The organism is Binatus sp. (SeqCode) (assembly GCF_050013435.1).
Lineage (GTDB): Bacteria > Desulfobacterota > Binatia > Binatales > Binataceae > Binatus.
Window position 1 is genome coordinate 26,562 of the sequence record NZ_JBEKFG010000023.1, and the last position, 15,016, is coordinate 41,577.

Here is a 15,016-nt window from a genome sequence, read left to right on the forward strand (position 1 = left end):
CGTCGGCACGCATCGCATTGGCCTTAACAAACTCATGTTTTACTCAGTCAAATCCTTATAAACGCTTGACAGCTTCCGGTTTTCCGCCTATCTTCATCGTCACTCGACGAGGATAACCTTATGAAATTCGGCGGAGATTCCCCCGAACTCGACGCCATTGACCTGCAGATTATCGGCCTCCTGCAGGAACACGGCCGCATTCCGCTGGTCAAGCTCGGAGAGCAAGTCGGGCTTTCGGCGCCGTCGGTCAACGAACGCGTCAAAAAACTCGAAGACGGCGGAGTGATCACCGGCTATCACGCCACCGTCGATGCGACCCGGCTCGGCAAGGACGTCACCGCATTTATCGGCGTGTCGATTTCGCATCCGAAAACAATCTCGCTGTTCAAGGAATCCGTCGCACTGCTCGACGACGTGCTCGAATGCCATCACGTCACCGGCCAGCACACGCTCTTGCTGAAAATCAAAACCGACAACACTTCGTCGCTCGAGCGGCTGATCAGCACCATCCGCTCGATCGAGGGAGTGGCGCGGACGGAGACGATGGTGGTGCTGTCGACGCATACCGAGCGCGGTTTGATTTCGGTTCATCCCAACGGCGACTCGCACGAGCCTGCCAACGGCAGGCGCCATCGCCACGGCGCCGCGAAACCTGCGCCTGCGGAACCAAGACGGGTATCATGATGCACAACTACCGAAGTATTCCGAAGGCACAAGGCCTCTACGATCCCGCCCACGAGAGCGACGCGTGCGGCGTCGGCTTCGTCGTCAACATCAAGGGCGAGCGCTCGCATGACATCGTGGCGAAGGCGCTGCAGGTGCTCGACAACCTGACCCATCGCGGCGCGTGCGGATGCGATCCGCGCACGGGCGACGGCGCTGGAATCCTGCTGCAGATTCCGCACGAGTTTTTCTCGAGCGAAGCGGCCCGGCTCGGCTTCGAACTGCCGGCGCCCGGCGAATACGGCGTGGGACAGGTTTTCCTGCCGCTCGACCCGGTCAAGCGCAAAGACTGCGAGGACGCATTTGAGAGAATCGTCAACGAGGAAGGTCAGCGCCTGCTCGGATGGCGCGACGTGCCGGTGGTCGAATCCGCGTGCGGCGATATCGCGCGGCGCGGGATGCCGGTAATCCGCCAGGTCTTCATCGCGCGCAGTGGGGACTTGGCCGACGCCGAGGCGCTCGAGCGCAAGCTGTACGTAATCCGCAAGCGCGCCACTTCAGCGGCGGAAAAGCTCGGCCTCTTCGATCCGGAACTGTTTTATTTCTGCAGCCTCTCGGCGCTGACCGTCGTCTATAAGGGTCAGCTCATCTCGACACAGATCCCGCAGTTTTTCCCCGATTTGCTAAATGGCGCCATCAAGAGCGCGCTCGCGATGGTTCATCAGCGCTTCTCGACCAACACGTTTCCGAGCTGGGACCGCGCGCATCCCTACCGCTTCATGTCGCACAACGGCGAGATCAACACGCTGCGCGGCAATATCAACTGGATGCACGCGCGCGAGAAGCTTTTCTCTTCACCGCTGTTCGGCGACGACATCAAGAAGCTGTTGCCGATCGTCGAGCCCAACGGCAGCGACTCCGCAACCTTCGACAATTGTCTCGAACTGCTGGTTCGCACCGGACGTTCGATCCCGCACGCCGTGATGATGATGATTCCGGAAGCGTGGCAGAACGATCCGCAGATGAGCGATGGCAAGCGCGCTTTCTACCGCTTTCATTCATGCATGATGGAACCGTGGGACGGCCCCGCGTCGATCGCGTTCACTGACGGTATCAGAATCGGCGCGGTGCTCGATCGCAACGGGCTTCGTCCGTCGCGCTACACGGTGACCAAGGACGGATTGGTCGTGATGGCGTCCGAGACCGGCGTCCTCGACATCGCGCCGCAGAACGTCGCGCTCAAAGGGCGGCTGCAGCCGGGACGAATGTTTCTCATCGATACCTCGCTGGGCAGAATCGTACAGGACGAAGAAATCAAGAATTCAATGGCGGCGCGACAGCCGTATCGCAGCTGGCTCGACGCCAATCTCGTCGCACTCGAGTCGCTCCCCGAGGCGAGCGATGCGCCGGCGGTTGACTGCTTTGAAGACGACGAGCTGCTGAAGCAGCAGCAATCGTTTGGCTATACGATCGAGGATCTCAAAATGATCCTCGCGCCGATGGCGACCAACGCCCAGGAGCCGGTCGGCTCGATGGGCACCGACACTCCGCTCGCCGTCCTCTCGAACCGACCCCAGCTGCTTTACAGCTACTTCAAGCAATTGTTCGCGCAGGTGACGAATCCGCCGATCGATCCGATTCGCGAGGAACTGGTGACCTCGACCGAAACGACAATCGGCGCCGAGGATAATCTGTTCGAAGAATCGCCGCTCCACTGCCGCCAGCTTCAACTCAAGCAGCCCCTGCTCACCAACCAGGAACTTCAAAGGATCAAACGGCTGGCCGTCGAGGGCCTGCGCACCGTCACGCTTTCCACGCTTTACCGCGTTGATGACGGCGAAGGCGGGTTTCGCGCCGCGCTCGACGCGCTTTGCCGCGCCGCTTCGGACGCGATCGAATCCGGCTACACGATAATCGTGCTTTCGGATCGTGGCGTGAACGCGCAGTACGCCGCCATTCCGGCGCTGCTCGCGACCGGAGCCGTGCATCATCATCTGATTCGCGAAGGGACGCGCACCCGCGCCGGCCTCGTCGTCGAGTCGGGAGAACCGCGCGAGGCGATGCATTTCTGCCTGCTGGTCGGCTACGGCGCGGGCGCCGTCAATCCGTACCTCGCATACGCGACGATGGCGGGAATGATTCGCGACGGCCAGCTCCGGGACATCGACGAAGACACCGCCATCCACAATTTCATCAAGGCCGTCTCCAAGAGCATTACGAAAGTCGCGTCCAAGATGGGGATCTCGACGACGCAAAGTTACCGCGGCGCGCAGATCTTCGAGGCGATCGGATTGGCGAAGGACGTGATCGACAAGTACTTCACCTGGACGGCGTCGCGCGTGGCAGGCGTCGGCCTCGACGCGATCGCGCGCGAGACGGCTGCGCGTCACACCTACGCGTTCAAGGTGGTAGCGAACCTCGACGGCGAGCTCGATGCCGGTGGCCAGTACCAGTGGCGCCGCGCCGGCGAGTTCCACATGTACAACCCGAACACGATCGCCCGGCTGCAGCATTCCGTGCGCTCGGGAAATTACCGGGCGTTTAAGGATTACACCAGGGCGGTTGACGAGCAGAGTCGCTCGCTCACCACGCTTCGCTCGCTGCTCAAGTTCAATTCTGATCGGCCGCCCGTGCCCCTGGAGGAAGTCGAGCCGGCCGCCGAGATCGTCAAACGCTTCAAAACCGGCGCGATGTCGTTCGGATCGATCAGCAAAGAGGCGCACGAAAACCTCGCCATCGCGATGAACCGGATCGGCGGCAAAAGCAACACCGGCGAGGGCGGCGAGGATCCGGCGCGCTTCGTGCCCGATGCCAACGGCGATAGCCGCCGCAGCGCGATCAAACAGGTGGCGTCGGCGCGCTTCGGCGTCACCAGCCATTACCTGGTCAACGCCGACGAACTGCAGATCAAGATGGCGCAGGGCGCCAAGCCCGGCGAGGGCGGCCAGCTTCCCGGTCACAAGGTCGACGACTTCATCGCGAAGATTCGCTACTCGACGCCCGGCGTGGGATTGATCTCTCCGCCCCCGCATCACGACATCTATTCGATCGAAGATCTCGCGCAGCTTATCCACGATCTCAAAAATTCCAACAATCGCGCGCGCATCGGTGTCAAGCTGGTCGCCGAAGTCGGCGTGGGCACCATCGCCGCGGGAGTCGCAAAGGCCAAAGCCGACGTCGTGCTGATCAGCGGTTATGACGGCGGCACCGGCGCGTCTCCCCTTCAATCGATCAGGCACGCGGGAATTCCGTGGGAGCTGGGACTCGCCGAGACGCAGCAAACCCTGGTGATGAACGGTCTGCGCGGACGCATTCGCGTCGAGACCGACGGCCAGCTCAAGACCGGCCGCGACATCGCCATCGCCGCCCTGCTGGGCGCCGAGGAATTCGGTTTCGCCAGCGCGGCGCTGGTCGCTTCGGGATGCATCATGATGCGCGTCTGCCATCTCAACACCTGCCCGGTCGGCATCGCGACGCAGGATCCGGTGCTCCGCGCGAAGTTCTCGGGCAAGCCCGAGCACGTCGTGAACTTCATGATGTTCATTGCGGACGAACTGCGCGAATACATGGCGCAGTTGGGCTTTCGCACCGTTGCCGAAATGGTTGGCCACGTCGAATGCCTGGATTCCAACGAAGCGATCGCGCATTGGAAGGCGCGCAACGTCGATCTGGCCAATATTCTTCGTCGTCCCGATGTCGGGCCGGACGAACCGCTGCATTGTGTCGAGCTGCAGGATCACGGCCTCGGCGCCGCGCTCGACAACCAGATCATCGAGCTTGCAAAAGACGCGCTCGAGCATCGCAAGCCGGTCGAAATCCATCTCCCCATCCGCAACGTGAACCGCACCGTCGGCACGATGCTGTCGGCGGAAGTGTCGCGGCGCTTCGGCGCGGAGGGACTGCCGCCCTACACGGTTCAGATTCATCTCAAAGGTTCCGCCGGCCAGAGTTTCGGCGCGTGGCTGGCGCCGGGAATCGCGCTCCATCTCGAAGGCGACGCGAACGACTACTGCGGCAAGGGACTCTCGGGCGGGTTCATCTCGGTGCGCCCGCCAAAAGAAGCGACCTTCAAGGCCGAGGACAACATCATTGTCGGCAACGTCGCGCTCTACGGCGCCACCGGCGGCGAAGCGTTCTTCCGCGGCGTAGCCGGCGAGCGATTCGCGGTGCGTAACAGCGGCGCACACACGGTCGTCGAGGGAGTCGGCGACCATGGATGCGAGTACATGACGCGCGGGTTGGTCGTGGTCCTGGGCAAGACCGGCCGCAACTTCTCAGCCGGAATGAGCGGCGGGGTGGCGTACGTGCTTGACGAAGACGGCTCCTTTGCGTCGCGGTGCAACACCGGGATGGTCGAGTTGGGACCGATCGGCAATCGCGACGAGCTCAAGCAGTTGCATGCGCTGATAGTGCGGCACTTGCAGTACACGCAGAGCACGGTCGCGCGGCGAGTCCTCGACAAATGGGACGACTATGCTGCTAAGTTTGTAAAAGTATTGCCGACTGAGTACCGCATGGTGCTCGAACGGCAACATCTCAACATGAATTCCGATCTCGCGCGGCTGGCCGCAGTTTAGCCGAGTGAGTAATCGACTGACTAGTCAGAATTGACCTGACTCGGGAGACCACGGCTGCGATGGGCAAGATTACGGGCTTCATGGAGATCAAGCGCGAGACTCCTTCGCGCCGTCCGGTCGGGGAACGTCTGAAGGATTGGCGCGAATTCGATCTCAAGATGCCCGAAGACAAACTGCGCGCGCAGGGCGCCCGCTGTATGGATTGCGGGATTCCCTTCTGCCACAAGGGTTGTCCTCTCGGGAACATCATCCCCGACTGGAACGATCTCATCTACCGGGGCCGCTGGCGCGAGGCGATCGATCGGCTGCACGCGACCAACAACTTTCCGGAGTTCACCGGCAGAATTTGCCCCGCCCCGTGCGAAGAAGCCTGCGTGCTCAGCATCAACAACGATCCGGTCACGATCAAACTGATCGAGAAGAACATTATCGACCACGCCTGGGGAGAAAAATGGATCGCGCCGCTGCCGCCCGCGCGCAAGTCGGGAAAGCGCGTTGCGGTCGTGGGCTCGGGACCGTCGGGGCTGGCCTGCGCGCAGCAACTCACGCGCGCGGGACATTCGGTCACGCTCTACGAGCGATCGGATCGCGTGGGCGGATTGCTCACTTATGGCATTCCGGACTTCAAGCTGGAAAAGTGGATCGTCAACCGGCGCGTTGAGCAAATGAAGGCCGAGGGACTGGAGATTGTCACCAACTGCCGCGTCGGCTTCGACATCCACGCGGACGAAATGCGCTCGAAGTACGACGCCATCGTACTCGCGATGGGCGCGACCAAGCCGCGTGACCTGCCGATCCCGGGACGGGAACTCAAGGGAATCCATTTTGCCATGGAATTCCTGCCGCAACAGAACAAGCGTAACTTCGGCGACGCGCTCGATCCGGCGGCCGAGATCACTGCCAGCGGAAAGCGCGTGGTCATTCTCGGCGGCGGCGATACGGGTTCCGACTGCCTGGGCACCTCAAATCGCCAGGGCGCGGTCGTCGTGCATCAGTTCGAGCTGCTTCCGATGCCGCCTGAAAAGCGCACCGCCGAAATGCCGTGGCCCGACTGGCCGATGATCATGCGCACCTCGAGCTCGCACGAAGAGGGCGTGCAGCGCGACTGGAGCGTGAACACGAGCAAGTTTACCGGCGAAAACGGCGTGGTGAAAAAACTCCACGGCGTGCGGCTCAACTGGAAGCATGACAACGGGCGGATGGTGATGGAGCAAATTCCGGGCACGGATTTCGAGATCGAGTGCGATCTCGTGCTGCTTGCGCTCGGATTTCTCGGCCCCGAGCCCGACGGGATAATCTCGGAGCTTGGCGTCAAGCTCGACCCGCGCAGCAACGTGCAGTGCGAGAATTACATGTCAAGCGTGCCGGGAGTTTTCGCCGCCGGAGACACACATCGCGGGCAATCGCTGGTGGTGTGGGCGATATGGGAGGGGCGCGAAGCGGCGCGCGCGGTCGATGCCTACCTGATGGGCGAGACCTTTCTGCCGTCGAGTCCTGAACTCTGATCGCTGCATAGCCGCCGACACGATCACTGAGACGCCAGAGCGAGAAAGTCCGCTAGGTGCACGACCTTGATTTTCGAACCGCGACGGCGAAGTTCGGCGGCGATCTGGAACTCGCATCCGGGATTCGCCAGCACGACGTAGTCCGCGCCTGTCACAACAATATTGTCGGCTTTGCGCCGCGCCAACTCGCGCGCCATTGCGGGTTCGGTCAAATTGTAGGATCCGGCCGAACCGCAGCAGAGTTCGGACTCCGTCATCTCGACGATCGTCACGCCCGGAATCGAGGCGAGCAATTTGCGCGGCGCTTCGCGCACTCCGAGTCCATGCACGAGGTGACAAGCGTCGTGATAAGTCACGCGGCATCGAAATTCGCGCTTCGGTCTCGCCGGCGCGTCGAGCAGCAAAGAACTCAGGTCCCGGACTTTCGAGGAAACCGCGCGCGCATCTTCGGCAAATTCCGGTTCGTCTTTGAGCAAATCGCCGTATTCTGCGATTGCCACCGAGCATCCCGACGCGGCCGACACGATTGCGTCGGCGCCGGAGTTCTTCAGCGCGCGAACGTTCGCGCGGGCAAAATCGCGGGCTCGCGATCCGTTACCCGAATGCAGATCAAGCGCTCCGCAGCATGAGGTCGATTCGAGTTGAACGACGCGATAGCCGGCGGCGCCGAGCAGACGTTCACTGTTCAGGTTTTCAGAATTCGCAAGTACTTGCGCGACGCATCCGCGATGCACGACGACTGCCGATGCGTCCGTGCGCGGCGCGATGTTTGTTCCCTTGGCGAGCGGGCGCAAGTCGCGTTCAAACGGCGGAAGAAGATCAAGCCAATCGTGAATCATACGCGGTAGAACAACTCTCAGAGCGGGTCTCAGGCCAACACGGTCGACCAGCTTCAGCGGCGCGAGCAGCATTCGGAGACGATGCGGGTACGGGAAAATCGCGCCGATGACGCGTCGCTTGAATCGATCGACGAAACTGCGGCGATGATGTTGCTCGACTAATAAACGCGCACCTTCAATCAAGCGGCCATAATGAACGCCAGACGGGCAGGCGGTCTCGCAACCGCGGCATCCGAGGCACAAATCGAAATGGCGCACCGCGTCGTCGTCGAGGCCGATGCGGCCTTCGGCCAGCGACTTCATCAAATAGATTCGGCCGCGCGGCGAGTCCATCTCACATCGCGTTACAATGTAGGTTGGACAGGCCTCGGCGCAGAGCCCGCAATGAACGCAGTCGAACAGCAGGTCGTAGTCGGAGACGCCGCGAACCGGATTCGATGGTATGAGAGAGGGCGCGGCCATCAGATTCCTCCGACAAAGCATCCGGGGTTGAAGATCTCGGCCGGATCGAAGGCCGCCTTGAGCCGACGCATAAGCGCGAGCGCGCCGGCGTTGGGAGTGTCGAAGAAATCCAGCGAGTCACGGGTGGCAGGTGCGGCGGCAATCAGCCGAAGATTGCCACGCGCCGAGCGCGCAGCTTCACGCCATCGCGCGATGGTTCTGGCGGGCGCCTCCGCGCTGCGTTCGCCGGCCAGGATTATATGCGCGACGCCGGAGCCGGCGTGAGCGCGAAATTCGGTGTCGTTGCCGCAGGCTTCCAGCACTCGCGCGAGGAACGCGGGTGGAACCGCGATTTGAGCGGCCAGCGGGGCCGAATGAAAATCGATATCGCGCAGCAGCTCGTAACTCCTGAGAGCGCCATCGCCGCTCAGAATTTCACCGCGCGCGCTGACCAATTCGCGAATCCGCCCAGCCTGGTCGCCAACCTCCAGTGGATTTCCGGAGAAACCGGCCAGAAGCAAAAATTGACTGGTAGAATGGAAGCCGGTTGCGAGGGCAGGACTGAGTATATCGAGATTACTCAGTGGCAGTGCGTCATTGAGTATGCACGCCGCGGCGAACGCGTCTGCTGCGCGTGCGTAAGGAACGACCGCAAGACAGTAGTCAGATGGAATGGGACGCACTCTGAACGTCGCCTCAGTTACTATTCCAAGTGTACCGAATGCCCCACCCATCAGTTTCATCAAATCGTAGCCGGCGACGTTTTTGACCACGCGGCCGCCGCCGTGAATGAGGTTGCCGCCGTGACCGACGAAGCGAACTCCGATCAGCAGGTCACGCGAGGTGCCCTCGGAAAGACGAAGCGGTCCGGCGTGCGCGGCGCCGATTAGCGAGCCGAGAGTAGTCATCCCGGGGCTGCATGGATCGACGGGGAGCCGCTGGCGGGCGCCTGCCATGGCAGCATTCAGTTTGCCGACGGTGATTCCTGACTCCGCAACAATTGTCATGTCGTCGGGTTCGTAGGCGACAATTCGCGCCATCCGCGCCATCGAGATGCCGAGCGCGACGGGCGAGCGCCGAATCCCCGCGAGCGAGCGAGCCGCGCCGATCGGCGCCACAGCAATCCGATCCGCTTCGCACATGCGGACGATCTCGCAAATTTCCTCGACGGAGACGGGCTCGACGATCGTATCCGCGGCGCGCGCCTCGTTGTCGGTTGGCGCGCGAACGCGGTCAGCGCCGACGATTGAGTCGAGCCGGTTCGCCAGATTTGAAGACGTTGTGGCAGCCACGATATCCGTTGGAAGCGGCGCCTAGATCGGCACCTGCCGGCGCGGGACGGCGACCTCGACGCATGCGCCGGGCTGCGGAATCACTTTGCCGGGATTCGATCGCTCCATCGGATCGAACACGTGGCGCAGCTCCGTCATGACGCGAAGATCGTCGGGCGAGAACATCAGCGGCATCTCGCCGAGTTTTTCGACGCCGATTCCATGCTCGCCGGTGAGGCTGCCGCCCATCTCGATGCAGGCCTTGAGGATTTCGCGTCCCGCATCGATTGCGCGGCGGACCTGATCAGGTTCGCGCTCGTCGTAAAGAATGATCGGATGCAAGTTGCCGTCGCCGGCGTGAAATACGTTGCCGATGCGCAAGTCATAGCGACGGCTGACGTCAGCGATCACGCGCAGAATCCGAGGCAGGCAGGTTCGCGGAACGACGCCGTCCTGAGTCGCGTAGTTCGGCGCGAGGCGGCCGACCGCACCGAACGCGCGTTTGCGCGCCTTCCACAACAGCGCGCGCTCCGCTTCGTCGCGCGCGAGCCTGACGCTCGACGCGCCAGCCAGGTTCGCAGTTTTCGCGACCTCATCGGCATAGCTGGTCAGTCCAGCCTCGAGACCTTCGAGCTCGATGATCAGCACTGCGCCCGCGTCGAGAGGCAGTCCGACATTGAACGCCTCTTCGACGGCGCGAATGATCAGCTGGTCCATCATTTCGAGCGCGGCCGGCACAATTCCCGACGCGATTATCATCGACACGGCACGCGTCGCGCTGTCGGCGTCGGGAAAGGTGGCCAGCAGCGTGCGATGATTTTCGGGCTCCCGCATCAGTTTGAGCGTTGCGCGCGAGACGATTCCCGCAGTGCCCTCCGCGCCGACGACGGCGCCGACCAGATCGTAACCACATCGCTCTTCAGCCGGTCCGCCGAGCTCGACGACTTCGCCATCGGGCAGAACGACTTCGAGCGCGAGCACGTGATTGGTGGTCACTCCGTATTTCAAGGTATGCGGACCACCCGAATTCTCGGCAATGTTGCCGCCGATGGTGCATGCCACCTGCGACGATGGATCGGGCGCGTAGAAATATCCTTTCGACTTGACGGCGTTGGTGACGTGCAAGTTGACCACGCCGCTCTCGACCTCGACGCGCCGATTGTCGAAATCGATTTCCAGAATCCGGTTCATCTTCGAAGTGCAGATCATCGCGGGCGCATTCAACGAAAGGCATCCGCCGGAAAGGCCTGTCCCCGCACCGCGCGGAACGAAAGCGATGCCGCGGCGATGGAGCGCGGCGAGGATGGCGCTCAGCTGCGCAGTCGAACGCGGGAGCAGCAGCACGTCGGGGGCGCTCTTCTGGACCGTCCATCCGTCGCACTCGTAAACCTTCAGCTCGGTGGCGCGCGAGACGATCCCGTCGGCGTCAAGAATTTCGCCAAGCTCATCGAGAAGTTTGCGGTCGATGGTACTCATTGCGACGGCGCGTCCAATCCCCGCAGCACTCTACCACGACCGCGAATCAGGCGCGCGAGTAACGCTTTTGCGGTTGATCCTTCGCAGTCATAATAGCAAGGTTCGATTTCAGCCCGGAATCTCGCGGGTGCGCGACTGGTGCGCGCGGAACCCCCGGGCGATTCGTTGCAAGGAGAAACACACGTGGCGGATTCATTTCCAGAACTCAAGCCTGCGGCGCGGATTCTGCTCGGTCCGGGGCCGTCCAACGTCAATCCGCGCGTGATGAAAGCGATGCTGTCGCCGGTCGTTGGTCACCTCGATCCGGATTTCGTGAAGGTGATGGAGGATATCAAGCGGCTGCTGCGGCTCGTCTTCCGCACCAGGAACGAGATCACGTTTCCGGTCTCCGGCACCGGTTCCGCGGGGATGGAAGCCGTGATGGCGAATCTGATCGAAGACGGCGACGAGGTCGTAGTCGGCGTCAACGGCGCGTTCGGAACGCGGCTGGCGGAAGTCGCGTCGCGACTCGGCGCAAAAGTTCACAAGGTCGAGGCGGATTGGGGAACGATCGTGGAACCGGCGGATGTCGCGGCGGCGCTGAAGGCGGCGAAAGCCCCGAAGCTGGTCGCGATCGTTCACGCCGAGACTTCGACCGGGATACATCAGCCGATCGAGGAAATCGCCGCACTCGCGCATCGACACGGAGCGATGATCGCGATCGACGCGGTGACATCGCTCGCGTGCGTGCCGGTCGAGATTGACAAGTGGAACATCGACGCCTGTTACAGCTGTACGCAGAAAGGACTCGGCGCGCCTCCCGGGCTGGCGCCGGTGACGTTCAGCGCGCGCGCGATGCAGTCGGTGCACAAGCGCAAAACGAAATGCCACTCATGGTACTTCGACGTTGCGTTGATCGAGCAGTACTGGGGACCCGACCGGCTCTACCATCATACGGCGCCGATCACGATGAACTACGCGCTCTACGAGGCGCTGCGGATCGTCGTCGAGGAAGGGCTGGAAGCTCGATGGCTGCGGCATCGCATCAACGCAGCCGCGTTCCAGGCCGGAGTGCGGGCGATGGGTCTGCGGCTCGCTGCGCAGGAAGGATACCGGTTGCCGCAGCTCACGACGGTCGCGGTGCCTGCGGGAATCGACGAAGCGAAGGTGCGAGCGGAATTGTTGCGGCTGTTCAATATCGAAATCGCAGCCGGACTCGGACCGCTCAAAGGCAAGATCTGGCGCGTCGGTCTGATGGGCGAAGGTTCGCGGCGCGAAAACGTGATGCTGGCGCTAAGCGCGCTAGAAGAAATCCTGGGCTCAATGGGATTCGAGATTGCGCGCGGCCGGGCCCTGACCGCCGCCGAGGATGCCTACAGCGCGGAGGGCACCGGCGCGGGCGAGCCGCCCGCAGAAGCATCGTGAAGCTCCTCAGGCTGGAACGATATACTTACCCGGCGGCCCTTCTTCAAACTGCTCCAGATGGTCGGTGATCTGGAACCAATCGGATTTCGACCCGGTCCAGATGTGTGCGACCGATTTTGCTCCTTCCGCGTTGTCGAGCGTGCCGAGCCGCACCCGCCGGATCGATGGGATTTCTGCTACTGTTCCATACAGCGGAGAACCGCAATTGGAGCAGAACGCCCGCAGGTTACCCGGTGACGATTCGTATTCCTTGATCAACTCGCGCCCGGTGACGATTCGAAACTCCTCGGTCCGTACCGATGCGTTCGTGGCGAAGGACGAACCGTTGGCATGCCGGCACATCGCGCAGTGGCAATAGACAACCGGCCCCAGGTGTCCGTCTATTTCGAAACGAATGCTCCCGCACTGGCATCGACCCTTAAGCATTTAAGCTCCTCCCTGTAGACTCAATCGCGGACATCGCGGCCGAGCGCGAGGGCATAGTCAGTGACTACTGCGAAATAGTCACTACATTAGCTACTCCTCCGCATCTTCTGCGCCGTCGTTGCCATTGGAGCCGTTGCCTTCGTCCTCATCGCGCTCCGCCATCCCGGCCACCGCGCGGACGCGTTCGTCGCCCTCAAGCCGCACCATGTGCACGCCCTGCGCGTTGCGGCCTGTTATTCGCACTCCCTTGACGGCCAATCGAATCACCTTGCCGCCGTCGGTTATCAGCATTACCTGGTCGTCGATCCCGACCTGCCGGACGCTGATCACCTTGCCGGTTTTCTCGGTCACGTTCATCGTGATGACGCCCTTGCCGCCGCGATGGGTCAGCCGGTAGTCGGAGGCGGGCGTGCGCTTGCCGTAACCGAGTTCCGAAACCGTCAGCAGGGTCTCGTCGTCGCGCACGGTTGACATCGAAACGACTTCGTCCTCGACCAGGACGACGGTTTTGCCTTCCTTGACAGGCTGCGACTCGAGTTCCATGCCGGCCACTCCGCCGGTCGCGCGGCCCATCGGGCGCGCCTCCTCTTCCTTGAAGCGAATCGCCTGTCCCTCGCGCGTCGAGAGCACGATTTGCTGATTGCCGTCGGTGATTCGCACGTCCACCAGCGTGTCGCCGTCTTCGAGATTGATCGCGATGATTCCGGTCGAGCGAATATTTTCGTATTCGTCCAGCGCGGTCTTTTTCACGCGGCCGCGGCGCGTCGAGAAAAAGACGAACTTGCCCGCAGTCTCGCGCGGCACGGGAATAAATGCGGACAGCGTTTCATCATTGGCGAGGCTCAGCAGGTTGGCGATCGAGCGTCCCTTGGCGGCGCGCCCGCCCTCGGGCAGTTCGTAGGCCTTTAGCTCGTAAACCTTGCCCGCGCTGGTGAAGAACATCAGGCGGTCATGCGTCGAGACGCGCTCGAGATGTTCGACGAAATCTTCTTCGGTGGTAGTCGCGCCGATCTTGCCGCGACCGCCGCGCTTCTGCGTGCGATAGAGCGAGAGTGGAGTGCGCTTGATATAGCCGCCGTGCGTGACGGTGACCAGCACGTCCTCCTCGACGATCAGATCCTCGACCGAGAACTCTCCCTCCGCTTCGATGATCTGGGTACGGCGCGGATCTGCGAATTCTTTTTTGATTTCGTCGAGTTCGGCGGCGATCAGCTTCAGCAATTCCTTCTCGTCGGCGAGAATTTTCTTGAAGCCGGCGATCAGAGCAACGGTCTCCTTGTGCTCGGTTTCGATCTTCTCGCGCTCGAGCGAAGTGAGACGGCGCAGCGTCAGATCCAGGATCGCCTGCGCTTGCAACTGCGAGAGGCCGAACTGCTTCATCAAGCCGCTGCGGGCGGCTTCGGCATCCTTCGACTTGCGGATCAGACTGATCACCGCGTCGAGATTCTTGAGCGCGATCAGCAGGCCGTCCAGGATATGCAGCCGCGCCTCGGCTTCTTTCAGCTCGAAACGCGTGCGCCGCGTCAGCACGATCTTCCGATGCTCGAGGAACGCGACGAGCATCTGCAGAAGATTCATCTCCTTGGGCCGGCCCTCGTGGATGCCGAGCAGAATGATCCCGTAGCCCTGCTGCATCTGGGTCAGCTTGTAGAGCTGGTTGAGCACGATGCGCGGCTCGGCGTCGCGCTTGAGCTCGATGACAACGCGCATCCCGTCGCGATCCGATTCGTCGCGGATGTCGCTGATGCCTTCGATGCGCTTGTCGTTGACCAGCTCGGCCATCCGCTCGATCATGCGCGCCTTGTTCACCTGGTAAGGGATTTCGCGAATGATGATCGACGATCGCGAGCTGCGCTTGTCGGTCTCGATCACCGCCAGCGCGCGCATCGTAAGCGTGCCGCGGCCGGTCAGATACGCCTGGCGAATCGCCTGGCGTCCGAGCAACTGGCCGCCGGTCGGAAAATCCGGGCCGGGCACGATGTCGAGAATTTCCTCGTGCGTGATGCCCGGGTTGCCGATCAACGCCAGTAGTGCGTCGCAAACCTCGCCGAGATTATGCGGCGGGATGTTGGTCGCCATCCCGACCGCGATGCCGTCCGAGCCGTTCACGAGCAGGTTCGGAAATTGCGCCGGCAGGATGTCGGGTTCCAGGTGCGAGCCGTCGAAGTTCGGGACGAAATCGACGGTGTCCTTGTCGATATCGGCGAGCATCCGCTCGGCCAGCCGGGTCAACTTACACTCGGTGTATCGATACGCCGCGGGCGGATCGCCGTCGATCGATCCAAAATTGCCCTGGCCGTCGATGAGCAGGTAGCGCAGGCTGAACGGCTGCGCCATGCGGACCAGCGAATCGTAAACCGCCATGTCGCCGTGCGGATGGTAACGAGCGAGCACTTCGCCCACCACCGCTGCGC

9 protein-coding genes are annotated in these 15,016 nt (G+C 62.2%); 4 read left to right on the forward strand and 5 right to left on the reverse strand.

Features of this window, described 5'->3' with window-relative positions; all coding sequences use genetic code 11:
* Nucleotides 1-120: 120 nt before the first annotated feature.
* From ABSB13_RS06695 to ABSB13_RS06705, 3 genes are read left to right on the forward strand one after another with little or no spacing between them, the layout of a single operon-like run.
* On the forward strand, nt 121-684 hold the full coding sequence (locus tag ABSB13_RS06695) for an Lrp/AsnC family transcriptional regulator (RefSeq protein ID WP_428106721.1): 564 nt from the start codon (nt 121-123) through the stop codon (nt 682-684).
* On the forward strand, nt 681-5,240 hold the full coding sequence (gene gltB / locus ABSB13_RS06700; protein ID WP_428106723.1) for a glutamate synthase large subunit: 4,560 nt from the start codon (nt 681-683) through the stop codon (nt 5,238-5,240). The genes ABSB13_RS06695 and gltB overlap by 4 nt, the downstream gene beginning before the upstream one ends.
* A 59-nt stretch (nt 5,241-5,299) precedes the next feature.
* On the forward strand, nt 5,300-6,745 hold the full coding sequence (locus tag ABSB13_RS06705; protein ID WP_428106726.1) for a glutamate synthase subunit beta: 1,446 nt from the start codon (nt 5,300-5,302) through the stop codon (nt 6,743-6,745).
* Nucleotides 6,746-6,768: 23 nt separating this feature from the next.
* Here the strand turns inward: ABSB13_RS06705 and ABSB13_RS06710 are convergent, their stop codons facing one another.
* From ABSB13_RS06710 to ABSB13_RS06720, 3 genes are read right to left on the reverse strand one after another with little or no spacing between them, the layout of a single operon-like run.
* Nucleotides 6,769-8,046 carry a (Fe-S)-binding protein gene (locus ABSB13_RS06710; RefSeq protein WP_428106727.1) on the reverse strand — a complete coding sequence of 426 codons (1,278 nt, stop codon included), beginning with the start codon at nt 8,044-8,046 and terminating at the stop codon, nt 6,769-6,771.
* Nucleotides 8,046-9,317 carry an FAD-binding oxidoreductase gene (locus ABSB13_RS06715; RefSeq protein WP_428106729.1) on the reverse strand — a complete coding sequence of 424 codons (1,272 nt, stop codon included), beginning with the start codon at nt 9,315-9,317 and terminating at the stop codon, nt 8,046-8,048. Before ABSB13_RS06715 ends, ABSB13_RS06710 begins: the two co-directional genes overlap by 1 nt.
* 21 nt (nt 9,318-9,338) lie before the next feature.
* Entirely contained in the window at nt 9,339-10,772 is a 1,434-nt protein-coding gene (locus tag ABSB13_RS06720; protein WP_428106731.1) for an FAD-linked oxidase C-terminal domain-containing protein, read from the reverse strand.
* Between the two features lie 183 nt (nt 10,773-10,955).
* Between ABSB13_RS06720 and ABSB13_RS06725 the strand changes: the two genes are divergently transcribed.
* Entirely contained in the window at nt 10,956-12,176 is a 1,221-nt protein-coding gene (locus ABSB13_RS06725; RefSeq protein ID WP_428106734.1) for a pyridoxal-phosphate-dependent aminotransferase family protein, read from the forward strand.
* Between the two features lie 6 nt (nt 12,177-12,182).
* Here the strand turns inward: ABSB13_RS06725 and ABSB13_RS06730 are convergent, their stop codons facing one another.
* Nucleotides 12,183-12,602, reverse strand: a complete 420-nt coding sequence (locus tag ABSB13_RS06730; protein ID WP_428106735.1) for a GFA family protein — start codon at nt 12,600-12,602, stop codon at nt 12,183-12,185.
* 90 nt (nt 12,603-12,692) lie between these two features.
* On the reverse strand, nt 12,693-15,016 hold a 2,324-nt coding region (gene gyrA, locus ABSB13_RS06735), incomplete at its 5' end, for a DNA gyrase subunit A (protein ID WP_428106737.1).